Source organism: Alcanivorax quisquiliarum (assembly GCF_023051175.1).
Taxonomy (GTDB): Bacteria; Pseudomonadota; Gammaproteobacteria; order Pseudomonadales; family Alcanivoracaceae; genus Isoalcanivorax; species Isoalcanivorax quisquiliarum.
Genome location: NZ_JALKII010000009.1, coordinates 64,992 through 90,157, shown reverse-complemented (window position 1 = coordinate 90,157; position 25,166 = coordinate 64,992). Strand labels below are relative to the sequence as shown.

The following is a 25,166-nucleotide window of genomic DNA, read 5'->3' as shown; positions in this document are numbered from 1 at the left end:
CAGACTGGGACAAGCTGAAGGCCTTCGGTTGGCATTGTCGAAGCCGGGCGCCACTCTGGGAGGCGGTCAGCTCAAGGGTGCTAGCCGAGATGCGGCCATGGTTGCCGCCGACACAGCGCTGGGCGCTCCGCTTCTCGATCGCGGCCCGCCCCCGGCTGGCGGCGCCCACAACACGCGTAGTGTGGCGAGGGCGAGGCTGTGCCGCGATGTCGCTGTGCACTCGATTCCCGACCTGCGTGTGGTGGGAGGTTCCGCTGCCGATGGGCCATTGCAGCGCGGCCGGAGCGGTAACGCGGCCGCCGTATTAACGCTGGCGCCGCCGGCGCAGCGGGCGCACATTATCCGGGTGCTGCTCCTGTGGTGCAGGCAGTGTTTTGCCCCGAGCAGCGGCGGATTCAGGTGTGAGCTGGTAACCCAGATTGACGAGTGCTTCGCTGAGTGTCGGCAGGAACATGTGCGCGCCCAGCGCCACATAAGCGAGCGGGCTGGCCACCCGTTTCTGGCGCGTGATGATAGCCCGGCAAATCTGATCCACCGCCTGCTCCGGCGAAATCGCCGGGGTGTAGCGGTAGATTTCGGTGGGCGCAATCATCGGTGTGCGCACCAGGGGGAAATTGACCAGCGAGAAGCGAATGCGCTTGTGGCCCAGCTCGTTGGCGGCTGCCTGTGTCCACATTTCCAGCGCGCCCTTGGAGGCCAGATACGCGGCAAAGCGGGCCGGAATGGTCTGCATGCCGAGGGTTGAAATATTGATGACATGCGCACCGCCCTGATCGATCAGCCGAGGCAGCAGCGCCATGGTAAGGCGGATGGCGCCGAAGTAATTCAATTGCATGGTGCGTTCAAAATCGTGGAAGCGATTCAGCGAGCGCAGCACCGGGCGGCGGATCGAGCGCCCGGCGTTATTTACCAACACGTCAATGCGGGGGTGCTCGGCAAGCACCTCGGCGGCCATCCGGTCGCAATCTTCCGGGTTGGCGATGTCGCACGGGTAGATCGTCACGCGGCCGCCTTGCTGCTCGATCCGCGCCGCCACTTGCTCAAGCTTTTCGGTGCTGCGCGCTGTGAGCAGCACCTGCGCACCCGCCTGTGCCAGGCGGTAAGCAAGCACCTCGCCGATGCCAGTGCTGGCACCGGTGATGAGCACCGTGCGGCCGTTGATCCGCTGGCGCAAGTGGAAGCGGGGAAATAGCGCGGCATCGGCTCTGCGCAAAGCAGCGCCGGCCAGCTCGGTGGCGTAGGGCAACAGGTTCGGTAGCGGTAAACGGGCCACACGGTTCTCCTTTCTGTCTGCCTTCGGGGCGGCCATCGGCTCGGGTTTGCAGCCGGCCCTGGATTGGGCGTGACAGCAGCGCCTGCAAGCGGGCCGGGCAATGGCGCTTCATCCATGGCCTTGGCAAAACGAGCGGCTATTAGCGCTCTTATGACAATACGCTAGCAGGTGATGGGCGCCACTGACACAAGGTGTCCTTGCCCGGAGCACCTTGGTCAATAGCTTTTATACATCACCAGTGGATGCCTCGGAACAGGCGGGAAAACGCCCGCTGCTCGCGGCTGATCTTCTTCGGCGTGCTTTCCTGCTGGCCAATTGCGGCGGCGGAATCCGAAAAGATTTTATAGCCGGTGTTCATGATGGTTTCGGTCACTTTCGGCGTCAGGAAATGCATCACCGAGCCGAGGATGCCAAGCTGGGTCGCGATCCGTTTCGGCTGGCGGATAATGGCATCGCAAATCATGTCGGCGGCCTGGTTCGGGCTGATGGTGGGCACATGGTTGTAGATTTTGGTCGGCGCGATCATCGGTGTGCGCACCAGCGGCATATTGATCGTGGTAAAACGGATGCCTTCATGGGCAAGCTCGGATGCCGCACAGCGGCTGAAAGCATCCAGCGCTGCCTTTGACGCCACATAGGCAGAAAAGCGTGGCGCATTGGTGAGCACGCCGATAGAAGAAATATTGATGATGTGGCCGCCGCCCTGCGCCGTCATGGCCGGCAGCAATTTCATGATCAGCCGCAAGGCACCAAAGTAGTTCAGTTGCATGGTGCGTTCGAAATCGTGAAAACGATCCAGCGCGTTGATGACCGAGCGGCGAATCGAGCGGCCCGCATTGTTGACCAGGATATCGACCCGGCCGTGCTCCTTGAGCACCTGTTCCACCAGCGCGTCACAGCTTTCCAGATCGGCCACATCACAGGAATAGGCGTAGGCTGTGCCGCCCAGTCGTGCGACTTCATCCAGGGTTTCGTCGAGCTTCTCCCTGGTGCGCGCCACCAGCAGCACGCAAGCGCCAGCGCGTGCCAGCTTCAGGGCGGCGGCTTTGCCGATGCCCGAGGTGGCGCCCGTCACCAGCACTACCTTGCCGGCGACACGTTGCTCCAGTGTGGGCAACGGCTGTGTTTCGTCGTCGCGGTCTTCGCGTTCCGGATCGAGGTGGTTGGCCCAGTAATCCCACAGGATCTGCGCGTAGGATTCCAGCTCCGGCGCCTCGATGCCGCTGCCTGCCAGTGCCGCCTGGGTGTGTGCGTTGGCATAAGTGGTGGGGTAAGTGAGGAACTTCAGAGTAGCTTCGGGAATATCGAGGCTGTCCAGTGTCTGATGCAGCAGAAAACGGCTCGGCGGCAGGTTGCCGAGCCGTTTGCGGAGCAGGTTGGCACCGGGCAGCGCCCGGAACAGGCTGTTATCCAGCCGCACGGCCATCTTCGGTGCATCGGCCACTGCGGCGAAGATATTGACCACTTCGCCAAGGCTGTAGTGACGGGCTGCGGTGAGGTGGAAGCATTCGCCATCGCGGCCGGGCAAGTGCGCCAGATAGTCGATGGCGTCGGCAACAAAATCCACCGGCACGATATTGAAACGCCCGCCTTCAATGCCCAGCAGGGGGATCCAGGGCGGCAGCAGATCATGCAGGCGCTGGATCAGCTTGAACAGATAATAGGGGCCGTCGATCTTGTCCATTTCGCCGGACTGCGAATGGCCCACCACCATCGACGGGCGGTAAATGCGCACCGGCAGTTTCGCTTCTTCGCGCACCAGCCGTTCGGATTCATGTTTGGTGTACAGATACGGGTCGTCCAGAGGGCCGGCTTCGGCAAACATGCTCTCGTCGAAGGTGCCTTCGTACAGGCCGCCGGCGGCCACCGAGCTGACGTGATGGAAGCACTGTGCGCCCAGCGCCGCCGCCAGCCGTAACGCCTGGCGTGTCCCGTCGATATTGGTGATCTGCTGGCTCTCGGCATCCATGTTCAGATCGTAAATAGCAGCAAGATGGATGAAGTGATCTATCTGGCCCTTGAGATCTTCCTGCGCCCGTTTGTTCAGGCCCAGGTGCCGGCGCGTCATGTCGCCGCGAATGGCGATCAGCTGTTCCGGCTCGGCGCCCAGCCGCTGGCGCAGCGCATCCAGTTTGTATTCCGAGCCGGGGCGTATCAGGGCAAATATGCGTGAGCCGGGCCGCTTGAGCAGGCGAGCGACTACAAAGCGCCCGATGAATCCGGTCGCGCCAGTGACAAAATAGTTCATCGACGTTCCCCTTGGTCTTCCCTGTGGAGGCCGCTAAGCCGGCGCAGCGGCGTTGCGGCTCTATCGGGATAGTCGGCTCCTGCCGGCCTTCCGTCCAGTCCGATTGCACCCTGCCGCTATGCCCGGCGAGACTATCGAACGCCGCACGCCCGGCACGGTTGGCCTGTTCGGATGTGTCTTTGGCGCTAGAATCGGGCCTCTCACGCATTGCAGGAATTGCGCCAATGAGCATGATCCACCCGGTTCGCGAGAACGATGCGCTGGATGATTTCGCCGTCAGCGAATTTACCCATGCCGGCTATACCTACCCGGTGTTCCGATTGGGCGAGGGGCCGGCGGTGCTGGTTATTCATGAGGTGCCGGGCATTACACCGGAGGTAGCGCAATTTGCCCGCCGTGTGGCTGCTGCCGGTTTTACCGTGTTGATGCCCAGCCTGTTCGGCGTGCCGGGGCGGCGGCTGACGCCCGGCTACGTGATGCAGGCAATGGCCATGGCCTGCGTGCGGCGCGAATTCGCCGTGATGGCGGCCAACCGTACCAGCCCGGTGACCGATTTCCTGCGCGGGTTGAGCCGTGCAGCCCATGAGGAGCTTGGCGGCGCGGTCGGCGTCATCGGGATGTGCCTGACGGGCAATTTCGCGCTGGCGCTGGCGCTAGATCCCTGGGTGCGGGCGCCGGTGCTGAGCCAGCCATCGCTGCCGCTGGGCGTGACACCGCGGCTGCGCCGGGCCTTGCACCTGTCGCCGCAGGATGTGGCCCGGTTGCGCCAGCGCATGGACGAAGAGCAGCTGAAAGTCGTCGGGCTGCGCTTCACTGCCGATGCCCTGTGCGGCGGCAGCCGCTTTCGTGCGCTGCGCGAGCGCCTCGGGCCGGGCTTTGAAGGAATCGAGATTTCCTCAAAGCCGGGCAACCCTCACGGCATCCCGCCCATCGCCCATTCGGTGGTGACCACCGATCTGGTCGATGAAGCTGGCCACCCCACCCGGCAAGCGCTGGAGCGGGTGCTGGCGTTCTTCGAGGAGATGCTGCGCGAGCCGCCCGCGCCGCAGGATATCGGGGGCGGGCTGTGATAGAATCGCGCGCTTTCCAGTGATCAGAAGTTGCGCTTGAACCCGATGATTATTGTCAAAGGTGAAATTCCGGTCAAAACCGACCACCGCGATGAGGCGGTGGCGCTGGTGCTGGCGCTGGCAGAGGCGTCACGTTCGGAAGACGGCTGCCTGGCCTATGAAGTCTATCTTCAGGCCGAGCGGCCGGAAGTCATCGTCGTGTGGCAGCAGTGGCATTCGATGGAGGCACTGGAGTGCCACTTTGCGTCCGATCATGTGGATGCCTTTCTTGACGCTATCCCGGATATGATCGAAGGGCAGGTGACCTCCTCCCGCTTCGAGGTGCGCGCCAGCGACGAGCAGCTGCTGACGACCGACGACAGGTTCGAGACGCCCCCGGTGCTGTACGGTGACGAAGTCATCATGCATTGAGCCTGATCGTTTCGGTCAGGACGCCCCGCCCGCCACTGCCGTACACTCCTGCCATGCCACGGCCAGGAGAATTACATTGAAAACTCGCATTGCCTCTGTCGAGGAAGTCCGCAGCGATTTCGCCCGGCAGGGCTACATCTGCGATGACGACATCGCCATGGCGGTATTTCTCGCCGCGCAGTTGCGCAAGCCGGTGCTGGTCGAAGGGCCGCCCGGTGTGGGCAAGACCGAGCTGGCCAAGGCGGCCGCTGCATTTCTGAACGCACCGCTGGTTCGGCTGCAATGCTACGAAGGGCTGGATGAAGCCAGGGCGTTGTATGAATGGAAGTATGGCAAGCAATTGCTGTACACCCAGCTGTTGAAAGAAAAGCTTGCCGATGTGCTTGGCGACGCCAGCACGCTTGAGGCATCAATGCAGCGGCTGGCGGGGTTTGGCGATGCCTTCTACTCGGAAGAGTTCCTGCAACCCCGGCCGTTGTTGCAGGCGCTGCGGTCGGACGACCCCCCGGTGCTGCTGATCGACGAGATCGACAAGGCCGATCAGGAATTCGAAGCCTTTCTGCTGGAGCTGCTGTCCGATTATCAGGTATCCATTCCCGAGCTGGGCACCGTCACGGCACGCAGTGAGCCGCTGGTGTTTCTCACCAGCAATAATACCCGCGAGCTATCCGACGCGCTGAAACGGCGCTGCTTGCATCTCTATATTCCGTTTCCGGATCGCAAACTCGAAGAGCAGATTATCGCGGCGCGTGTGCCGGAGATAGACGCATCGTTGAGGAAGCAGCTGGCGCTTTTTGTTTCCCGCTTGCGGCAGATGGATTTGAAAAAGCAGCCGGCCATTTCGGAAACAATCGATTGGGCTCGCGCCCTGGTGCTCCTCAACGCGGATGCACTGGCGCCCGAGACTGTCGAAGCGACACTGCGATTGCTGCTCAAGCACGAGGAAGATCTGGTGAGCGCCCGCGCCGAGCTGCCACGGCTGCTCAAACCCGAATGAGCACCGCCACCCTGACCCGGTTCATCAAGGCGTTGCGCGGCGCCGGGGTGCCGGTATCCACGGCAGAAACCCTTGATGCAGCGCGTGTGGTGGAGCAGATCGGCTTTGCAGATCGCACCAGGCTGAAAACCGCGTTGGCAATCACACTGGCGAAAACCTGGCCGGACAAACTACGTTTCTCCCAATGCTTTGATGATTTCTTCCAGTTTGCTGCCAGCGCCGCGCAGCCTGCCCCAGCCGCCGGGCCAACAGCGCCACCCCAGGGTGGGGCAGGCGATGCCGGAGGCGGTGGCAGTGGCGCGGGCGGGCAGGGTGAACAGGGTGAGCAAGGCGAGCCATCGGCGTTGGCGCAGCTGCTGGCCCAAGGGGATCGCGCCGCGCTGGAAGCGCGTATGGCGCAAGCTATGCAGGCAGCCAAGGTATGGCAAATACGCGTCATTACCCAAAAGGGCTTGTTTGCCCGCCGCGTGATGCAGGCAATGGGCGCTCAGGCGCTGGACGAGGAGTTGCTGGCACTGGAACAGCGTGGTGATCCGGCAGCAATACCCTTGCGTGCCGCACGAACCGCGTTGCAGCAGCAGGTGATCGAGCAGGTCAACCGGGAGTTCTTGTTGCAGGCGCGTGCCGAAGGCCAGGGGCTGCGGGAGCGGGCCATGCGCGAAGTGAACCTGCGTGACCTGCATGAGTTTCGTGATGTGCAGGCACTGGTGCAACGTATGGCCCGGCGGCTGATGGCGTCCCATTCCCGCCGCCAGCAAACGGCCCGGCGCGGCACGCTCGATATGCGGCGGACATTGACGGCCAGCGTGCGCCATGACGGCTTGCCCATGCGGCTGCACTGGAAGAAAACCCGGCGCACCCGCGCTCAGGTTTTCGTGATCTGTGATGTATCCTCCTCGGTGGCCGCCGCTGCTCGCTTCTTGCTGCTGTTCTTGTATGCCGTCAACGACGTGCTGCCGCGTGTACGCAGCTTCGCCTTTGCGTCGCGCTTCGGTGAAGTCAGCACTTTTTTTGATGGCAGCAGCGGTGATGCCACGGCAGCGGTGGATCAGGTGCTGGCAGAGTATGCCGGCAGCGGCACCGATTATGCCGGCATGTTGGAGCAGTTCTGGTGTGTTAACGAGGCAGCGCTCAACAGCCAGGCAACAGTTATTATTCTTGGCGATGCTCGCAATAATAATCTGCCGCCCGGGCAGCAGTGGCTACAGCGCATCAGCGAGCGCTCCCGGCAAGTGCTGTGGCTGAATCCGGAAGGGCGCAGCCGCTGGGGTAGCGGTGATTCGGAAATGCCTGCCTACCTGCCGTATTGCCGCCACGCATTGCCATGCCGCAACCTGGCGCAGCTGGAGCGGTTCGTGGATCTGCTGCTGAAAGATTTACACTGACTCCCTCTTTTCAAATTCAGAAAGCGAGTTTTGTTCTTGTGGCACGGTGGGGGCGGGCGACTTGTGAATGGCCGGCCCAGGTGCTGTTGCTCATCTCCCTCCCGCCAGCACCGCCCGCAAGCTATGGTCGAGTTTCAGCGCGGTAACGGGTTTGGCGATATGTGTAATCATACCGGCTTCGTGGCAGGCGCGTATTTTGTCCGGCACTGCGTGCGCCGTCAGCGCCACAATCGGAAATTGGGAAAGCTGGCCGCTTTGCTGTAGCGCGATGATTTGCCTGGCAGTGGCGAAGCCATCCATGCCCGGCATTTCGCAATCCATCAATACCAGATCAAAGGGGCGCGAATCTTGCAACAGTAGCCTGATCGCCTCCATGCCGCTTGATGCCACCTCCACCTCATGCCCGAGTTTGCGGCACAGCCCTTCCGCCACCATCAGGTTGATAGCGTTGTCATCGACGATCAGTAACCGTACCAGCGGCAATGGCTCTTGCGCTGGTGCAGGTTCGGCGGGCAGCGCGGGCTCGGTAGCGCGAGGTAGCGGCATGCGAAACCAGAAGCATGAGCCTTGCCCATCAATGCTGCGGGCACCGATTTCGCCGCCCATCATTTCCACCAGCTGGCGGCAAATGGCCAGGCCAAGCCCGGTGCCACCATAACGGCGGCTGGTCGATGTATCGAGCTGGTGAAAATGCTCGAAAAGCTGCGGCAGTTTTCCTTCCGGGATACCGATGCCCGTATCTTCAATCTCGAACCGCACGCAATCCGGATTGCCTAGCTCTCGGTATGCGCGCACGGTTATCTTGCCATCCTCGGTGAACTTGACGGCGTTGCTGATAAGGTTGACCAGCACCTGGCGCAAGCGCATCGGATCGCCCCGTACCTCGCCGCTGAGGCCCGCGCTGATATCGTGGTGCAGACTGTTGCCAGAGAGGTTCGCCCGCTGCTGAAATAATGCCACGCAATCCTCCACCAGCCGGGCAAGCTGGAAGGACGTGTCTTCCAGCGGCATCTTGCCGGCCTCGATCCGGGCGTAATCGAGCACATCATTGATCAATTGCAGCAGGCTATTTCCCGATTGCTCGATGACATGCATGTGCTCCATCTGCTTGCTGCTCAAGCCACTGTCGCGAAGCAGATCCAGCGTGCCGATGATGCCATTGAGCGGCGTGCGTATCTCATGGCTCATCACCGCCAGAAACTCGCTCCGTGCGCTCAGTGCTTCATTGAGCTCCTGAGTGCGTTCGTAAACCCGCTGCTCAAGTACTTCGTTGGCTTCGCGCTGGATGCGTTCATTCTCTTCCTTGAGAGTAGTCATGCGGTGCGCCAGTGCAAAAGAGAGCAATAGTGCTTCCAATGCTGCACCAAACTGAATGGCATGTTCCAGCAACCAGTTGCCCGGTAGTAGCTGAAATACCTTCAGCACGTAGAGCGTGACGGCGAGCGACAGCACGAGAAACGCAAGCACAAAATAATAAGCGGCCTTGTGGCCCTGGGCTGCCTGGATGGCGGCGATAAAAATAATGATAAGCACCCAGGGTAACGCCAAGGCGGTGGAAGCCTGTATCCAGAAATGAAAGTTCAGCAGCGATATAGGCGCCAGACACGCCACCAGCAGCGCTACCCATCTCAGTACCCGGTTCAGCCGTGGCCGGTAACGGGACAGTTGCAGAAAATAACAGGCAAACAAGATTGAAAAGGCCACCGATAACAAATTGAGCACCGGCAGGCTGTGATGGTTCCACCAGGGCGAATCCGGCCACAGCCATTGATAAGCAAGGCCGTCACGGGTAAAAAGATTCAACGCAAGCGTACCCAGGTAAGCGACATAAAGCAGAAAGCTCGGGTCGCGCATGGACAGAAAAATAAGCAGGTTGAAAAGGCACATGATCAACATGGAGCCGTAGTAGAGGCCGTGCAATATCTGGCGCTGGCTGTCCTGTTGTTGAAACGTCATCGGTGTCATCAGTGTGAGTGGCATTTCAATCGCGTTGCCTCCTTCGGCACGCAATAATATCTGGCTTTTCCCGGCAGGCAGCAGCAGCGGAAATACCAGCTCGGGATGGGGGATGGCGCGCTGCGAAAAGGGTATGCGGTCACCCGCCTGGTAATGGATCAAGTGCTGGCCGTCGGCGCCGGTGAGATAGAGATCAAGATAGTCGAGGTGCGGCCGACCGGCCTGAAGAATCCACTGTTCGTGTGATGACTGGTTATCGACACGCAGCAGAAACCACTGCGGGCCGCGACGAAAACCCAGCGAGGGGAAGCCGGGATCAAGCAATATGCCGGCGCCTTGCTGTAACGCAACCAGCGCTTCGTCGGGCGTCAGCCGGCCGTCGGGATCATCCAGCCACCTGAGCCCGTCCGGCTGCGCATAGAGTGTGGTCTGTTGCGTCAGTATCTGATCGCTGCCGGCGGAAGCCGACGCGGCAGTCAGGCACGCGAGTACGGCCATGATGAAATACGTCAAGCGCTGTTGCATTCCCTTTCCCCGTGCCTGAACAGGCGGTGCGTCCAAGTTGTGTTGCCGACGCCACGGTTGGCTTGCCTCCTGTTTTACACTGTTTTGCTCAAACAGTGTTAATTCCCGTACGCAATCACAAGGCTTTAAATCCATACTTGTCTGCGAGAACCAATCCCGCAAGATGGTGCTCGAAAGCAATGTCACTACCTGATCAGGAGGAGCACATGAAGAAAGGATACTCTGGCAAACTTCTGCTGGCCGCGATTGCCTTGAGTGGCAGTGGCGTTGCACTGGCCGCCAACGGTTACGATAGCTACGGCGCGACCTACAGCGGTTCCAGCAGCAGTAGCAGTAACTGGCGAGACAATATCGGGCCTTATGTTGGCCTCAACTACACCCGGTTCGAGTTTGAGAGCGAGGAAACCGAGCGTGAAGTGGAGCCCGACGGTGTCACCTTGCGCCTGGGGATGGAGTTCAACCAGTTCCTGGGTCTTGAGGTGCGGGGCGCGACTGGCGTTAGCGCCGACAAGCGCCGCACGTCACTTGGTACCGCAGAGTTTGATCTCGACCGGCTGTACGGCGGTTATCTGAAAGTCTCGGTACCGGTAGGCGAGATGGTGCGGCCTTATGTTATTGCCGGTTACACAGAGGCCAAGGGCGAGGTGAGGTTCACCAACTCGCTGGGCACGATCGAGCGTGAAACCGATACCGTAAATGACGAATCCTATGGCGCCGGCATCGACTTCAATCTGACTGACACGTTCGGGATGAACCTTGAATACATGCGCTATCTGGATAAGGACGATTATGAACTCAACGCTATCAGTGTGGGGTTCCGGTCGGCCTTCTAAGGGTAGTGTGACGATCAGCGCCGACAGGACGATGGCGTCGCTTCAAGGATGAAGCAGTCTCATGGAGGAGAACGACGGGCCGCTTTGCGGCCCGTTTTTATTTGTTTCAACATCGATTTACGTGGAGCCCTTATAGGCGGGTTCGTACTCGGAGCTGTGTTCGTCGCACAACGGTGAGCGTGGCAAAGAAGATTGGTATTTCGGGTAACCTCCTGATGCTTTCAGCGGTGGCGGAAATACCTTCACGGAAATCGACGATGACCCCTTTGGTTGCGCAGCACAGAGGCTACCGCCATTCGGGCTCGATTTCATAACACATATTCAGGAAGGCTCATCCGCCGCAGCAAACAGCCGCTCGACATTGGGCCGGAACGCGGCCACCACGCCCAGGTTGACCATGGTCCAGTAATGCCCGCCCAGCACGCGATTGACCAGCAAGGTGCGTGCCGATGGCTGAAAGGATTCCAGGTAGCGCCATGGTGTATCGCGAGTCTGTTTGGCCAGCTTCAGGTGCAATCCCGCATTGGCGAAATCAAACGGCTCGGCATCGAAGGGCGGCAATAGCAGGTTGATCCAGGCGCTGTAGAACTCATCCGCGATTTCCGGCCCTTGTGGCTTGCGAATATCCAGCCGCCGCAAGACCTGCTCCACCGCCGGGATATCATTCTCGTAGGCGGCTTGCGTCAGATCGCGGAAGGCGGCCAGATCCTCCGGCTCGATGCGTTTGATGGCGCCGAAATCGTACATCACGATGCTGCCATCCGGGCGATAGGCAAAATTTCCCGGGTGCGGATCGCAGTGCACCGCCCGCAGCACGAACATCTGCCGGCCAATGGCATCAAACAATCGCTCCCCGATCAGATTACGTAACGTCTGATCGTAGCGGCTGCTTGCTCGCACTGTATCAAGGTCGTCGCCAGGTTCGTAGCTCAGCGTCAGTACGCGGTCACTGCTGTGAGAGCTGACCACATCCGGGATCACCAACCAGGGTTCATCTTTGTGAAAGTCGCGGAACATCGCCAAGTGGGCGGCCTCCTGCCGGTAGTCAAGCTCTTCTTCCAGCTGATCGCGAATTTCACGGAAGATTGCATCCAGCACGGCTTCTTCCACTTTCAATAGCCCGCCGAGCTTGAGGATGCGGCGCAAGTGGCGCATATCCGAATCAATGGATTCCTTCACGGCCGGGTATTGCACCTTCACCACCACTTCGCGGCCATCGTGAAGCCGGGCGCGATGTACCTGGCCGATGGAGGCTGCGGCAAATGGTTGCTCGGAAAATTCGGCAAACAACTGCGCTGGCTCATCCCCCAGCTCGCGTTTGATCTGGCGGCGGATCACCGAGAAAGGCATCGGCGCCGAGGCTTTTTGCAGGATGGAAAGTGCATCGGCAATTTCCGGTGGCAACAGATCTTGCATTTGCGAGGCAATCTGGCCGACCTTCATGACTGCGCCTTTCATCTCGCCGAGCGTACGGGCCACTTCACTACCGATATGGCGCAGCAGTTTTTCCTTGTCGCGCTGTTTTGCTTCTTCCGATTGAAACAGTCCTTTTACAGAATGCGTTGCTACCCGCGAGGCGATGGCGGTGGTCATGCCGGTCAGGCGCAGAAGCCGGCCAGCCTGGGTGGTGGTTCGGAATGAAGACTTGTTTTTCGCCACACTATTGCTCCGTTGGATTGCTCCGCCAGGGTTGCGTGCCATGCCTCTTGCCCTGACATCGAGACTCGCGAGGGTGGGGCCGCCGGGCTTTGGCGTTTCTGGCAATCTGCGACCTCCGGCGTGGAGTGTCAACGCTTCAGTAACGCTCGCCCGCGGCGTGCCGGCCAGCACCGTACACAGTAGTGGGAGAATATCAGCGTAGATAATCAAAAGACGAGGAAAGGCAGCAGCAAGACGCAGAGGGGGTGGGGCAGCAAGAGAAGCGAGAGAAGAAGGGTGTGCGGCAAGGGGTGCTGGCAATACGGCGGCCTTGGCTCCGTATTGCCAGCTGGAACAAGTCAATCAGGCGCGCTGTTCACCAGCGGCAACCAGCTCGTTGAACAGCTTCTGGCTTTCTTCGCGAGCGGTCACGACAGCGCCCAGGCCGGCCAGCAGGTACTCATTGGTGGACTCTGCCTGCTCGCCACGCTCTTCGCGGCCAGCTTCGATAAAGCGCTGATACAGCGCCTTGCGCTTTTCCGGCGCGGTTTCGACCAGCTCACGGGCAGCTTTCAGCAGGCCACGGCCTGCCAGCAGTGCTTTCGGCTTGCCGTCCGCAGCGTCGCCCAGCTCGGCGGCGCCGGTTTCAGCGTATTTTTCAAAAAGCTCGGTGGAGGTGCCTTCGGCTTTGCTCACCGCGCCCAGGCCCGCCAGGTAGATCTTGCGATTCACTTCCTTGGCACGGGCCAGAATGCTTTCCTGTTGCTCACGGAGATTTTTCAGTTCGCCCATTGTGGTAATCCTTCTCGGTTCTGGTGGGATAGGGTTGCCGGCCGCCGCACGTCGTGCGAGGTTGGCACATGGCGCGGCGGGCAGCAGTGAGCGAAGAATAGCGGCGTCGGAACTTGCGTGCCGGCTTGGTTGTCCGACAATCGCACAGTCGTGAGACAGCCGGGCGCAGGCGCCCCTGTGACTGGTGTCATGGCTCACGCTACGATTGGTGCGCAGCGATTGTCATGCCGAGCTACTAGACTGGCGCAACACGCCGCTTTCGGAGAGCGCGACGCTTCAGGAGAACCAATGATAGAGAAACAGGTAGCCACGGTGCCGCAGCATATCTGGGAAGACGGCCGGCCGGCCCGATTGCGCGTCTGGGAAGGTGAATATAACGTTGCCTCCTGGGTGCGGATAACGGGCGCCACGGGGCCGCTGGAGTTGGCGATCGTTTACACCGATGAGGCCGGCGAGCACCGGGCACGGGTGGATAGCGCCGTCATTCGCGCCGATGGCAGCGCGCTATTGTCGGGCATGGTCAAGCTGCGCTTTACCGGCCAGGTGGGCCAGGTGCTGGTCACGCTGGGGCTGGGCGATGCGAAGATGCGGTTCGTGGTCGAGGAGCTGTATGTGCAGCGCCGGGGCAGCGTGCTCAACCGCGCCGACAAGCTGATTTCCAACTACTGATCTGCCACAGGCTCAGCGGGCACGGCGTGACGTTGCCGGGTTGCCGGTGTGTGGCTGTGGCGCTTCGGGCAGCCCCAGAGCCTGACGGCGAATGTGAGCGGCATCGCCATTGCTTATCGGGGCATCCAATAGCGATTCGGGGTGAGATTCGAAATCCAGCCCGGTCAGCCGGCGCAATTGCTCCAGCGCTTTTTCCGGCGCATGTGCGCTTATCTTAATCACCTTCCCCATAACATGGCCCCCGCCGTCCCCACGCCCGTGGCAATACCGGCGCCAGGGCTTGTGTCAGAGCTTATGCCAGAAGCGTGCCATCTCGTGCGCTTGCCTGCGCCGCTGATCTTTGCAACGAAATGGCGCAGCACTGCCCGGCCTTGGCCGTGTTTCAGGTGACAATATTTGTAAGCGAGTGCCCTGCTGCGTCGCGCCGCATTGGCTTTGCGGCCTCTGACGGGGCTCTCCAAAGGCAACCGCGGCCGGGCGGATAACTTGCGAAGCCGGGGTAGCCACGGGTATCTTCTCTGTGCCAGTCATTTTGGGCCAGCAATAAAAGGTCAGGCTGCGACGGAGGATCAGACCGCATGACTATCTTGAAAATGAATCCTGATGAGTATTCGTTTGCGGCGGAATATGTGCCGCTGCTGCTGAATACTCTGGCGCAACGCGGTATCAGCGAAGAGGACGCGTTGTGTGATACAGGGGTGCGGCCGGAGTTGTGGCGCGAGCCAGGCGGGCGCGTGTCGGCGGAGCAACTGGAAAAGCTCACGCGTCGGGCGCTGGCGCTGACCGGGGATGATTGGCTGGGGTGGGAATTTGGTGCCAGCCTGACGATGTCCACCCACGGTTTTCTTGGTTATGCAGCACTCAGCAGCGAAACGTTGGGCGAGGCCATTGAGCTGGCGGTGAAGTTCTTTCGCACTCGCAGCACCATTCTTGATCTGCAGCTGGTGCACGACGGGGATATGGTTGCGTTGCAGCTGGATGAAATGATTGCGCTGAACGATCTGACGCCTTTTCTGGTAGAGAGTCTGTTCAGCAGCTTTCACTTCATGACATTAAAAGTGCTGCCGGACATGCCGATCGATGACGGCGAGTTGCGCTTTGCCTATCCCGAGCCGCATTACTTCGAGCGGATCAGGCCGCAGATTCCGGTGCCTTGCCTGTTTGATTGTGCCTACAATCAGATGCGCTTCCCGGCCTGGAAACTGAATGAAAAACTGCAGTTTGCCGATCCTCGCCTGGCCAGCATGGCCGCTGCGCAATGTGAGCAGGAGCTGGCCACGATCAAGGCGCCACCGGGCCTGCTGGGGCAGGTGCGACGCATCGTGCTGAGCTATTCGGGCCGCTTTCCCAGCGTCGATGAGGTGGCGTCGGAACTGCACATGTCTTCCCGCACACTCAAGCGCAAGCTACAGCAGCTGGGCACCAGCTATCAGCGGTTGCTGGATGATCTGCGCAAGGGGCTGGCGGTGGAGCACCTTACCCAGACAGAGAGCACAGTGGATGATATTGCGTTGATGCTGGGCTATTCCGACGCCTCCAACTTTGCCCGCGCCTTTCGCCGTTGGACAGGTAAAAGCCCGACGGATTACCGGGCATGAATAACGCATGACAAATCAGTGATGGAGGTTACCGGGTGAAAGAACCCGCGATGTTGCACCCTGTTCTTGAAGCCGACACCGGCGCGATCGGTGAAACGGCAGAATACTGGCTGCGGTGGATGGATGATCGCCGCTTCCCCTGGGTGATTATCGTGCCCAAAGAACCGGATATCCGGGAATGGCACGAGCTCAGTCACGAAGCACAGCACTCGTTGCTGGATATGGTGAACCGGTGTAGCCGGCAGCTTCAGATGCTCACTGGTGCGGAAAAGATGAACATCGGCGCGCTGGGCAATATGGTGCCGCAGTTGCATGTGCATGTGATCGGCCGCTCCAGCGATGATCCGTGCTGGCCGGGGCCGGTGTGGGGGCAGGGCACGCGGCAGCCGTGGGGTGAGGAGCAGCCGCCCTGGCTTGCTGCATTGCGCGACCGCTTCAGCCAGCGCTGCGCGTGAGAGAGCGATGCTGGAGCCGGCCCGCGTTACCTGCCCCTATTGCTGGGAAAGCATCGAGATTCTGATCGATGCCAGCGCTGGCGCGCAGGATTACATCGAGGATTGCTCGGTGTGCTGTAACCCGATCCGGTTTCTGGTCGAGGTGGATGAAGCGGGCGGTGTGCAGGTGGATGCCTTGAGCCAGGACGACTGACAGCCTGCTGGTATTTGCGTGACGACAGGGGCGTTTGCTGTCAGCGCTGCCAGTGCGTGGGTGGCTGGCCGTCAGTGGGCGTTCACTGCCGGGCGTTGGCAGGTAGCAGCTTTGCGGTTTGCCGGGGCTGTCGCCGAGGCACGCAGGGCGTCGAAGGTGAGGTGGTCGAGGCGCGGGAAGCGCTAGGGTTCGGCAGGGTCCGGTTTTGCGTCAATATGACCCAGCGCCTGATCGGGCGCGATCACATCCCGCACACGGCGCTTGAGCTCCGCGATATCCGGAAAGCCGCCCTCGCTCTTGCGATCCCACACCAGCGTATCGTTTGCCAGCACCTGAAAGATGCCGCCGCTGCCGGGGCGCAGCGCCACCTCGGCCAGCTCCTCGCTGAACGTTTGCAGCAGCTCCTGCGCCATCCAGCCCGCCCTCAGCAACCAGCGGCACTGGGTGCAGTAATGGATCACGACGCGGTGCTCGCTCATGTTCGGGGTGCGGGCATCAAGGGCTGTCATTGCCAGCCAGGAACGACAGCATTTTCGGATCGGCCAGCAGCCGCTCCAGCGTGCGCTCCAGCACGTCATTGATCATGTCTTCGTTGCGCCGGGCGCTGGGTGTCATGGGCATGTCGTGGGTGACGCTGCTCTGATAGCGCCCGGTATGCTCCAGCTGGCCCCGGCTGGCACGCGCTTCTACCAGCGCACTGACCTCCACCCGATTCACCACATTGCCGGTGCCGGGCACATACGCCAGCTCTACCAGCCGCACTTCGAGGTGAGTGGCGCCGTCGGTGGGGTTGTAGGCGTTGAATCCTTGCGTTTGCAAGCCACGGGTTACGGCATCATAAATCGCTTTCGGCACATCGTTGCCGGGGCGGATCAGGCTGGTTTCAGGGTAAATGCCGCCGCGTGAGCCGAAGGCGTCGCCTTCGCGAGCGTCTCGCGCCAGCACTGAAACGGCGCGATTCTGCCCCACGTTGGTGCTTTCCACCTGCGGTGACGGAGAAAGATTGACCACCTGCGGGCTGAGGCCGCAGGCAGCGAGCAAGGCTGTGGTGGCCAGGGCAAGCGCGATGCGTCGGATCATTGGCGGCTCCTCCAGGATGGCTTGTGTAGCAGGCGGATATCAATATTCTCGCGCTGCGGCCTCGCGGGCCAGTTGTTCCAGCGCCTGTCGATAGGGTGAGTCAGGCACGGTGTCGAGCGCCTTGAGCGCCTCGGCGGTGTGTTGCTGCGCGATCTGGCGTGTATATTCCAGGCCGCCTACTTGCTGCACAGTTTCGATGATCTCGTCGAGCCGGTCGAGGCCACCGGTGCGAATGGCATCCCGGATCAGCGTGGCCTGGGCAGGGGTGCCGTCGCGCATGGTGTAGATCAGCGGCAGGGTCGGCTTGCCTTCGGCAAGATCATCGCCCACGTTCTTGCCCAGTGCGGCGGCATCGCCTGTGTAATCGAGCACGTCGTCGATCAACTGAAAAGCGATACCCATGTGGCGGCCATAATCACCAAAGACCTGCTTTGCCCACTCCGTCGCATCCGCACCGTCCGCGCCAAGTACCGCACCGGTTTGTGCCGCAGATTCGAACATTTTTGCGGTCTTGTGATGGATCACCCGCATGTAGCGTTCTTCCGTTGTATCCGGGTCGCGGCAGTTGATCAGCTGCAATACCTCGCCCTCGGAAATGATGTTGGTGCTCAGCGAGAGAATATCCAGCAGCACCGGATGGCCGACCTGCACCAGTAGCTGGAATGCGCGGGAAATCAGAAAGTCCCCTACCAGCACGCTGGCGGCGTTGCCCCACACGGCATTCACCGTCGGCCGGCCCCGGCGCATGTTCGATTCGTCGACAACATCGTCGTGCAGTAGCGTGGCCGTGTGCAGGAATTCGATTACCGCGGAAATATCGATGTGATGCTCGCCCTGGTAGCCATTGGCGCGGGCACTGAGCAAGCACACCAGAGGGCGCAGCCGCTTGCCGCCGCCTTCAATGATGTATTCCCCCACCTCACGGATCATCGGCACGCTGGAGTCCAGGTGCGTCTGGATGAAACGGTTGACGGCATCGAAATCGTCCGCGACGGGGGCGGAGATGGCTTTGAAGTCCATGAGGCGTGTGTATCCAGTGAGGCCCGTGGAGAAAGCGCCGCGCACCGCTCGGGAAGCCCTGGGCCGATCTTGCCCCGCTGTGCCCTGTGGGTGCCTCGCGCAGGCCGGATGCTCCCCGGCGTGGCTTGCCAGGCCAGCGAAAACAGCCTGTATGCGAAGCGCCCCGCGAGCCAGCAGTGCAGGGAAGAAGGGTCAAAATTCCTGAGGCGCGGTCGCGGCAATGCTAACAGTGAGGGGCGCTGAGTCAAGGAAAGCCGGCAAATCAGCGGCTTGGTGCAAAGGAACCGGTGCGGGCTTGGCAATCGGGGGGCCAATGGCGTAGAATTCGCCGCCCTAAAGCCCGACCTCTGCCTGTTGGCCGGGGTTATATGAAAAACCGTCGTCGTGGCTACCAAGTAGCGCCGTGTTTGCCAGATCGGCAGCATGCCTCGCCACCGGGGACCCGCTCGGAGTCAGTGCAATTATGTACGCAGTCATCAAGACCGGTGGCAAGCAGTATCGTGTGGAAGAAGGCGATCTGCTGCGCATCGAGAAAATCGAAGCCGGCGAGGGCGATGCCCTGGAGTTCGGTGAAGTATTGCTGGTCGCCAACGGCGACGATATCACCGTTGGCCAGCCGCTGGTTTCCGGCGCCAAAGTGACCGCCGAAGTGGTGTCGCAAGGCCGCCACAAGAAGATCAAGATCATCAAGTTCCGCCGCCGCAAGCATTCGCGCAAGCAGCAGGGCCACCGTCAGTGGTTCACGGAAGTGAAGATCACAGGTATCACCGCCTGATCCGGGCACAGTGAGAGGTATTGAACAATGGCACACAAAAAAGCTGGCGGTAGTACCCGCAACGGTCGCGATTCAGAAAGCAAACGCCTTGGCGTGAAGCGTTATGGCGGCCAGCTCGTGAAAGCGGGCGAAATCATCGTGCGGCAGCGCGGCACCAAGTTCCATTCCGGTGAGAACACTGGCCTGGGCCGCGACCACACCATCTTCGCCACCGCCGAAGGCCGGGTGAAGTTTCTGGTGAAAGGCCCCGAGAACCGCAAGTTCGTGACCATCGAGCCGGTTGCCTGAGGCAAGGGTCACCGCCGACAAGGCCCCGCCGGGTAACACCGCCGGGGCCTTTTTGGTTTCAAGGGCCGGGGTATTCAGCACCAGCGGGTGCTGGCGTAGACTCGAACCGGTACAGGCAACAACGAAGGAGCGCCCCGAGGGGCGAGCGCCATGAAGTTTGTAGATGAAGCCACCATCGTCGTGCACGCCGGCAAGGGCGGTGACGGCTGCCTGAGTTTCCGTCGTGAAAAATATATCGAATTCGGCGGGCCTGACGGCGGCGACGGCGGTGCGGGCGGCAGTGTGTGGCTGGAAGCAGACAGCAACCTCAATACGCTGGTGGATTACCGCTACGAAAGGCTGTTCCGCGCCCGCAACGGCGAGGCCGGGCAGGGCCGGCAGCGCACTGGCAAATCGGCCGAGGATATCGTGTTGAGAGTGCCGCTGGGCACCACCGTGCTGGATGGCCAGATCGACGAAGTGCTGGCAGATCTTTCCCGCCATGGCGAGCGCGTGATGGTGGCGCGGGGCGGCCGGGGCGGCCTTGGCAACGTGCATTTCAAGAGCAGCATCAACCGGGCGCCTCGCAAGACCACCAAAGGCACGCCGGGTGAATCGCGGCAGCTGCGGCTGGAATTGAAAGTGCTGGCAGATGTCGGCTTGCTGGGCATGCCCAACGCGGGCAAGAGCACGCTGATTCGCGCGGTATCCGCGGCCAAGCCGAAAGTGGCCGATTATCCCTTCACCACTCTGGTGCCGCAGCTGGGTGTGGTGAAGGTGGATCGTTATCGCAGTTTCGTGATGGCGGATATCCCCGGCCTGATCGAAGGCGCCGCAGAAGGAGCGGGGCTGGGTGTGCGGTTTCTGAAGCACCTGGCGCGCACGCGGCTATTGCTGCATGTGCTGGATGTTGCGCCGCTGGATGGCGGTGATCCGGTCGAGCACGCCCGGGCGATCGTGGGTGAGCTGGAAGAGTTTTCCCCAGCCCTGGCGGATCAGGAGCGCTGGCTGGTTCTGAACAAGCTTGATCTCATTCCCGAAGAGCAGCGTGATGCGCTTTGCCGGCAGATCACCGAGCAGCTCGGGTGGGATGGCCCGGTATTCCAGATTTCCGCCGCGACGGGCACCGGCACCAAAGAGTTGGCATTTGCATTGATGAACGCCATCGAGGAGCGCCGCCTGCGCGAGCAGGAAGATCCCGATTATGCCGTCGAACAGCAGGCGCTGCGTGAGCGGCTGGAGCGCGAGGCACGGGAGCGAGTGCAGTTGATCAAGGCAGAGGCGCGACTGGCAAGGCTCGCAGCGCAGGATCTCGGCGACGATGATGACGATTTTGACGACGACGATCACGACGTCGAAATCATATACAAGCCATAGCAATTCACAGGACGAGCATGAGCGGCGACAACAAGGCCACGGCACGCTGGGTCATCAAGATCGGCAGCGCCCTGCTGACCAATAATGGCCAAGGCCTGGATCTGGTATTGATGCAGGCATGGGTGGATCAGATGGTGGCCTTGCGACAGCAAGGCATCGAGGTGGTGGTCGTCTCATCTGGCGCTGTGGCGGAAGGCGTGCGCCGTCTGGGCTGGGCCAGCCGCCCGGCATCCGTGCATGAGTTGCAGGCCGCCGCAGCGGTCGGGCAGATGGGGCTGGTGCAGGCGTGGGAATCCCGTTTCCAGGTGCACGGCCTGCTGACCGCGCAGGTGCTACTGACGCACGATGACCTTTCCCATCGTACCCGTTATCTGAATGCGCGCTCGACCTTGCTGACACTGCTGGGGCTCGATGTGGTGCCTGTGGTGAATGAGAACGACACCGTGGTCACCGATGAAATCCGCTTTGGTGACAACGACACGCTGGCTGCGCTGGTGGCCAATCTGGTGGTGGCTGATCGGCTGGTTATCCTGACCGACCAGAGCGGGCTGTTCGAGCGTGACCCCCGCCAGGATCCGAGCGCGCCGCTGATTCGCGAAGCGCGTGCCTCCGAGCCACGGCTGATGGAAGTGGCCGGCGACTCCGGCTCAGGGCTCGGCCGTGGTGGCATGATCACCAAAGTGCGTGCCGCCCGGCTGGCGGCTCGCAGCGGTGCCTGCACCACCATTGCCAGCGGACGCAGCCCGGAAGTGCTGGCGGCGCTGGCCGCTGGCGAGGCGCCAGGCACCACGCTGCTGCCGGATACGTCGGCCTATAACGCCCGCAAGCAGTGGCTGGCCGGGCATTTGCAGATGCGTGGGCGGCTGGTGCTGGATGACGGCGCCGTGCAGCGCCTGCGCGAAGCAGGTTCGAGCCTGCTGCCGGTGGGCGTGCTGGCCGTGCACGGGCGCTTTTCCCGAGGTGAAATGGTGGCCTGCGAAGATCAGCAGGGGCGGCGTATCGCCTGCGGGTTGGTGAACTACGATCACGAAGAGGCAGCATTGATTCGCCGCAAGAAAAGTAGCGAGATCGAGGCTGTTCTGGGCTACCGGAACGAAGAAGAATTGATCCACCGGGATAATCTGGTGGTGCTTTGAGGGTGCCTGGCGAGGGCTTGGTGAGTCTTGGAGTGCCTGAAGAGCGCCTGACGAGCGTCTGGAGAGTCTTGGAGACTGCCTTGAAAGTGTCTGGAGAACCCTTTGAGGGCCAGGCCGGAGTCACCTTGGCAGGAAGGCTGGCTTGCCGGGCATGGTGAGCCCGGCATGTCAGGCCAGCCGGGCTCATCTAGAATTGAAACTCAGCCAGCCCTGACGGGCATTTGAGCAAATCCAGGCAATCTCATTAACCGGAAGAGTTGCCGCAGCGTTGCCCAGGTGCAGCGTCCGAAAGCGGCGAATGATCTCAGAGCATGCGCCGCAGTACGCCATCCTTCTTCACGAAGTGATGCAGCAATGTGATGCCGATATGGCCAGCGATCAGAATGGTCAACAGCCAGGCAATCGGCGAGTGCAGGCTGCCGACGCTCGCCATCCAGGCGATTTCCTCGCCATTGCGAGCAGCCAGCTCAATGCCGAACGGCTGCCAGCCATAGCCGCTGCCGATCATGTACATCACCCCGGTGATCGGCATGGCCACCATGCCGGCATAAAGCAGGAAATGCCCCGCCTTCACCAGAAAGGCGGTGGCGGGATCTTGCTCGGGGCGATTATTTCTCTGCCGTGCCGCCCACAGGATACGCAGCAGCACCAGTACAAGCAGCAGCGAGCCGATGGATATGTGCCAGGGCACCAGCGTTTCACCTACCCAGTGTTCGCCGTCCGCGATGCGATCAAAGAATTTCAGCAACTGCCAGCCAATCAGAAAGCTCATACCCCAGTGAAAAAGCCGAGAAATACTGCCGTAACGTTCTTTTGAGTCGCCGCTCATGTGCTGCTCCCGTTTTTTATCCATGGTGATTTGAAGCGAAATGTATCATGCAATACCAGGCCGCATCTTGCTACCGCAGCATAGTTATAGTGTGGCGGGGGATTACTTTGCCGCTGTAGTTGATAGCGCGCAGGCGTCAAGCTGTTTATGAGTTGAAGAGGCGTCTGGTGGTCAGCTGCAATGCCTCAAGGGCTTTTTTCTCATCATGTATGGCCAAGCCAGGCCAAGCTTGGCATGGGCACCAGGGCGCCTTGCTGTCGGCCAGATGGTGGTCGGTGCGGTAAGATTGTCGGCCGCTAGCGCGGTTTGATCATGGCCATAGCTGGCGGGTGGAAGGGCCGATTCCGGGAGTCTTTAGGGGATCGAGCGGATGGAAGGCGGGCCAGGTGTCGTAAAGCAGCGGAAAGCAGCGGGAAGCAGCAGAAAGTGCCAGCATAGGATTGGAAGGCGCGAGCTATCGACAAGCCTGCCAAAATGGGCGGTGGCGGAGCCCTGCGAAGTTGGGTGCGGGAGTCAGGCTGACATAAAAAAACCGGCCATGGCAGCCGGTTTTTCCTGATCAGGTTGGATGTCGCCTCAAGCGGCTGCACCCAGTGCCTTGATCTTCTCGTTCAGGCGGCTCTTGTGGCGAGCTGCTTTGTTCGGGTGAAACTTGCCTTTACGGGTTGCCTTGTCCAGGACCGATACAGCCGTCTGGTACGCTGCCTGAGCGGACTGCTGGTCACCGGACGCAATGGCAGCGTTTACCTTCTTGAGGTAGGTCCGCACCATAGAGCGCATTGCTGCGTTGTGCTGACGACGCTTCTCCGCCTGGCGAGCACGCTTTCGCGCTTGCGGTGAGTTAGCCAAGGTCCTGCTCCTGTCGAAAATTGGGTGATCATCACCTGAAAACCGTGCTGTGCACCGTTTTCAGTGGCTGGCGCAGCGTTGTAAAGTGCCACACCCTCCGGGAAGACGCGCAACTATGCCCATGAGCCGGGCCGATGTCAATGGCAAGGCGCATGTTGTGGCGCTACAGCCAGCGAATCGCTACGCTTGCGCGGTCTGAGGGAGGCACCATGAGCGAGCCGGCACAATCTGGAACCCACCGCCCGCGCAGCAGCCTGCTGGCCTCGACGCTGGTGGTCAGCAGCATGACGCTGCTCTCGCGTGTGCTGGGGCTGGTGCGCGATGTGGTGCTGGCACGCCTGCTGGGTGTTTCGGCCGGCACCGATGCGTTCTTTGTCGCGTTCCGCATACCGAATTTCCTGCGCCGGCTGTTTGCCGAGGGGGCGTTCAACCAGGCGTTTGTGCCGGTGCTCAGTGAGTACAAGACGCGTGGCTCGATGGCCGCCACCCAGGCGCTGGTCAACCGGGTGGCCGGCACGCTTGGCAGTGCGCTGGTGCTGGTCACCGTGCTTGGCGTGGTAGGCGCGCCGCTGCTGATCACGGTGTTTGCACCGGGCTTTGGTGGTGAGAGCGCACAGCGCGAGCTGGCGGTGGAAATGCTGCGGCTGACTTTCCCCTACATCTTTTTCATCTCGCTGACGGCGTTCGCCGGCAGCATCCTCAATACCTGGGGCCGTTTCGCCGTGCCCGCGTTTACCCCGGTGCTGCTGAATCTGTGCCTGATTGCCGCGGCGTTATGCCTGGCGCCGCTGTTTGCCGAGCAGCGCATGGCGGTGGCGCTGGCCTGGGGGGTGCTGGCGGCGGGCATCCTTCAGCTGATCTTCCAGTTGCCGTTTCTGGCGCGCCTTGGCCTGTTACCCTGGCCTGAAGTCGCCTGGCGTGATCCTGGCGTAAAGAAGATCATGCTGCTGATGGCGCCGGCGCTGTTTGGTGTGTCGGTCAGCCAGATCAATTTGCTGCTGGATACCGTGCTGGCGTCGCTGCTGGAAACCGGCAGTGTTACCTGGCTTTATTATTCCGATCGGCTGGTGGAGCTGCCGCTGGGTGTGTTTGCCATCGCCATCGGCACGGTGATCCTGCCGAGTTTGTCGAAAACCCACGCTGCGGATGCGCCGGAGCATTTTTCGCGCACGCTGGATTGGGGGCTGCGGTTGATCCTCATCGTCGGGCTGCCCGCTGCGCTGGCGCTGGCAGTGATCAGCGAGCCCCTGCTGGCGAGCCTGTTCCTGTACGGTGAATTTTCCCTGCATGATGTGGGGCAGGCGTCGCTGTCGCTGCGCGCCTATGCGTTCGGGGTGGTCGCGTTCATGCTCATCAAGGTATTGGCGCCGGGTTTCTTTGCGCGTCAGGATACCCGCACGCCGGTCAAGATCGGCATCATCGCGCTGGTCGCGAACATGGTGTTCAACCTGATACTGGTATGGCATTTGCGCCACATGGGGCTGGCGTTGGCCACGGCGCTTTCTGCCTGGCTCAATGCGGGCCTGCTCTGGCATGGCCTGCGCCAGGCTGGCATCTATCGTGCCCAGCCCGGCTGGGGAGCACTGCTGTTGCGGCTGCTTGGCGCAGGCGGTGTGATGTCGCTGGCGATCTGGTGGGTGGCAGCGCAAACGGATGTCTGGTTCGCTGGGTTGGCCGGCCAGCGCGCCCTCTGGTTGCTGGCCGTGGTATTCTGCGGCGTCATGGTCTATGCCCTGGCGCTGCTGGCACTGGGGTTGAGACCTCGTCACTTGCGGCGTTGACCCCTATAA

General features: G+C 61.2%; 25 protein-coding genes. 14 read left to right on the top strand and 11 right to left on the bottom strand.

The window, feature by feature from the left end:
• Nucleotides 1–304: 304 nt before the first annotated feature.
• A complete protein-coding gene (locus tag MU846_RS12505; protein ID WP_246953245.1) occupies nt 305–1,273 on the bottom strand; it encodes an SDR family NAD(P)-dependent oxidoreductase in 969 nt (322 codons plus the stop codon).
• 232 nt (nt 1,274–1,505) lie between these two features.
• The gene (locus tag MU846_RS12500) at nt 1,506–3,521 is read right to left on the bottom strand and encodes an SDR family oxidoreductase (protein WP_246953243.1); all 2,016 of its coding nucleotides are present in this window, start codon (nt 3,519–3,521) and stop codon (nt 1,506–1,508) included.
• A 224-nt stretch (nt 3,522–3,745) separates the two neighbouring features.
• Between MU846_RS12500 and MU846_RS12495 the strand changes: the two genes are divergently transcribed.
• The 4 genes from MU846_RS12495 to MU846_RS12480 all read left to right on the top strand — a co-directional run bounded on the left by MU846_RS12495 (nt 3,746) and on the right by MU846_RS12480 (nt 7,384).
• Nucleotides 3,746–4,591 (top strand): dienelactone hydrolase family protein, encoded by an 846-nt coding sequence (locus MU846_RS12495; protein ID WP_246953242.1) that lies wholly within the window; start codon nt 3,746–3,748, stop codon nt 4,589–4,591.
• Nucleotides 4,592–4,636: 45 nt separating this feature from the next.
• Entirely contained in the window at nt 4,637–5,002 is a 366-nt protein-coding gene (locus MU846_RS12490) for a putative quinol monooxygenase (RefSeq protein WP_246953329.1), read from the top strand.
• Between the two features lie 76 nt (nt 5,003–5,078).
• Entirely contained in the window at nt 5,079–5,999 is a 921-nt protein-coding gene (locus MU846_RS12485) for an AAA family ATPase (protein ID WP_246953240.1), read from the top strand.
• Entirely contained in the window at nt 5,996–7,384 is a 1,389-nt protein-coding gene (locus MU846_RS12480; protein WP_246953237.1) for a VWA domain-containing protein, read from the top strand. Before MU846_RS12485 ends, MU846_RS12480 begins: the two co-directional genes overlap by 4 nt.
• 90 nt (nt 7,385–7,474) lie before the next feature.
• On the opposite strand, the gene MU846_RS12475 is transcribed toward MU846_RS12480, so the two are convergent.
• Nucleotides 7,475–9,865, bottom strand: a complete 2,391-nt coding sequence (locus MU846_RS12475) for a hybrid sensor histidine kinase/response regulator (RefSeq protein WP_246953235.1) — start codon at nt 9,863–9,865, stop codon at nt 7,475–7,477.
• Nucleotides 9,866–10,071: 206 nt separating this feature from the next.
• On the opposite strand from MU846_RS12475, the gene MU846_RS12470 reads away from it, so the two are divergent.
• Nucleotides 10,072–10,698 (top strand): outer membrane beta-barrel protein, encoded by a 627-nt coding sequence (locus tag MU846_RS12470; protein WP_246953232.1) that lies wholly within the window; start codon nt 10,072–10,074, stop codon nt 10,696–10,698.
• A 321-nt stretch (nt 10,699–11,019) separates the two neighbouring features.
• Here the strand turns inward: MU846_RS12470 and MU846_RS12465 are convergent, their stop codons facing one another.
• Both MU846_RS12465 and MU846_RS12460 read right to left on the bottom strand, forming a co-directional pair.
• Nucleotides 11,020–12,357, bottom strand: coding sequence for an ABC1 kinase family protein (locus MU846_RS12465; RefSeq protein WP_246953230.1), 1,338 nt, complete (start codon nt 12,355–12,357; stop codon nt 11,020–11,022).
• A gap of 342 nt (nt 12,358–12,699) precedes the next feature.
• Nucleotides 12,700–13,128: a hypothetical protein gene (locus tag MU846_RS12460; RefSeq protein ID WP_246953228.1), complete on the bottom strand. Its 429-nt coding sequence runs from the start codon at nt 13,126–13,128 to the stop codon at nt 12,700–12,702.
• A 288-nt stretch (nt 13,129–13,416) separates the two neighbouring features.
• Here MU846_RS12460 and MU846_RS12455 point away from each other — a divergent pair, with 288 nt between their 5' ends.
• Nucleotides 13,417–13,797, top strand: a complete 381-nt coding sequence (locus MU846_RS12455) for a hypothetical protein (RefSeq protein ID WP_246953226.1) — start codon at nt 13,417–13,419, stop codon at nt 13,795–13,797.
• A gap of 12 nt (nt 13,798–13,809) precedes the next feature.
• Here the strand turns inward: MU846_RS12455 and MU846_RS12450 are convergent, their stop codons facing one another.
• Complete coding sequence (locus tag MU846_RS12450; RefSeq protein ID WP_246953224.1) at nt 13,810–14,028, bottom strand: hypothetical protein; 219 nt, start codon at nt 14,026–14,028, stop codon at nt 13,810–13,812.
• Nucleotides 14,029–14,375: 347 nt separating this feature from the next.
• Between MU846_RS12450 and MU846_RS12445 the strand changes: the two genes are divergently transcribed.
• From MU846_RS12445 to MU846_RS12435, 3 genes are read left to right on the top strand one after another with little or no spacing between them, the layout of a single operon-like run.
• The gene (locus MU846_RS12445) at nt 14,376–15,395 is read left to right on the top strand and encodes an AraC family transcriptional regulator (protein WP_246953222.1); all 1,020 of its coding nucleotides are present in this window, start codon (nt 14,376–14,378) and stop codon (nt 15,393–15,395) included.
• A 50-nt stretch (nt 15,396–15,445) separates the two neighbouring features.
• Complete coding sequence (locus MU846_RS12440; protein WP_246953220.1) at nt 15,446–15,850, top strand: HIT family protein; 405 nt, start codon at nt 15,446–15,448, stop codon at nt 15,848–15,850.
• A gap of 7 nt (nt 15,851–15,857) precedes the next feature.
• The gene (locus MU846_RS12435) at nt 15,858–16,043 is read left to right on the top strand and encodes a CPXCG motif-containing cysteine-rich protein (protein WP_246953217.1); all 186 of its coding nucleotides are present in this window, start codon (nt 15,858–15,860) and stop codon (nt 16,041–16,043) included.
• A gap of 182 nt (nt 16,044–16,225) precedes the next feature.
• Here the strand turns inward: MU846_RS12435 and MU846_RS12430 are convergent, their stop codons facing one another.
• Genes MU846_RS12430 through MU846_RS12420 form a run of 3 tightly spaced genes read right to left on the bottom strand, consistent with a single transcriptional unit; the run spans nt 16,226 to nt 18,143 of the window.
• Complete coding sequence (locus MU846_RS12430; protein WP_246953215.1) at nt 16,226–16,522, bottom strand: Rdx family protein; 297 nt, start codon at nt 16,520–16,522, stop codon at nt 16,226–16,228.
• Between the two features lie 16 nt (nt 16,523–16,538).
• The gene (locus tag MU846_RS12425; RefSeq protein WP_246953213.1) at nt 16,539–17,123 is read right to left on the bottom strand and encodes a YajG family lipoprotein; all 585 of its coding nucleotides are present in this window, start codon (nt 17,121–17,123) and stop codon (nt 16,539–16,541) included.
• A 39-nt stretch (nt 17,124–17,162) separates the two neighbouring features.
• Nucleotides 17,163–18,143, bottom strand: a complete 981-nt coding sequence (locus MU846_RS12420) for a polyprenyl synthetase family protein (RefSeq protein ID WP_246953211.1) — start codon at nt 18,141–18,143, stop codon at nt 17,163–17,165.
• 463 nt (nt 18,144–18,606) lie between these two features.
• Between MU846_RS12420 and rplU the strand changes: the two genes are divergently transcribed.
• The 4 genes from rplU to proB all read left to right on the top strand — a co-directional run bounded on the left by rplU (nt 18,607) and on the right by proB (nt 21,698).
• Nucleotides 18,607–18,918, top strand: coding sequence for a 50S ribosomal protein L21 (gene rplU, locus MU846_RS12415; protein ID WP_246953209.1), 312 nt, complete (start codon nt 18,607–18,609; stop codon nt 18,916–18,918).
• 27 nt (nt 18,919–18,945) lie between these two features.
• Entirely contained in the window at nt 18,946–19,206 is a 261-nt protein-coding gene (rpmA, locus tag MU846_RS12410) for a 50S ribosomal protein L27 (protein ID WP_246953207.1), read from the top strand.
• 150 nt (nt 19,207–19,356) lie between these two features.
• Nucleotides 19,357–20,562, top strand: coding sequence for an Obg family GTPase CgtA (gene cgtA, locus MU846_RS12405; RefSeq protein WP_246953206.1), 1,206 nt, complete (start codon nt 19,357–19,359; stop codon nt 20,560–20,562).
• 17 nt (nt 20,563–20,579) lie between these two features.
• The gene (gene proB, locus MU846_RS12400) at nt 20,580–21,698 is read left to right on the top strand and encodes a glutamate 5-kinase (RefSeq protein WP_246953203.1); all 1,119 of its coding nucleotides are present in this window, start codon (nt 20,580–20,582) and stop codon (nt 21,696–21,698) included.
• Nucleotides 21,699–22,002: 304 nt separating this feature from the next.
• Here proB and MU846_RS12395 read toward each other — a convergent pair whose 3' ends face one another.
• Entirely contained in the window at nt 22,003–22,527 is a 525-nt protein-coding gene (locus MU846_RS12395) for a cytochrome b (RefSeq protein ID WP_246953201.1), read from the bottom strand.
• A 576-nt stretch (nt 22,528–23,103) separates the two neighbouring features.
• Nucleotides 23,104–23,376, bottom strand: a complete 273-nt coding sequence (gene rpsT, locus MU846_RS12390; protein WP_246953198.1) for a 30S ribosomal protein S20 — start codon at nt 23,374–23,376, stop codon at nt 23,104–23,106.
• Between the two features lie 209 nt (nt 23,377–23,585).
• On the opposite strand from rpsT, the gene murJ reads away from it, so the two are divergent.
• Entirely contained in the window at nt 23,586–25,157 is a 1,572-nt protein-coding gene (gene murJ / locus MU846_RS12385) for a murein biosynthesis integral membrane protein MurJ (RefSeq protein ID WP_246953196.1), read from the top strand.
• The last annotated feature ends 9 nt before the right edge of the window (nt 25,158–25,166 follow it).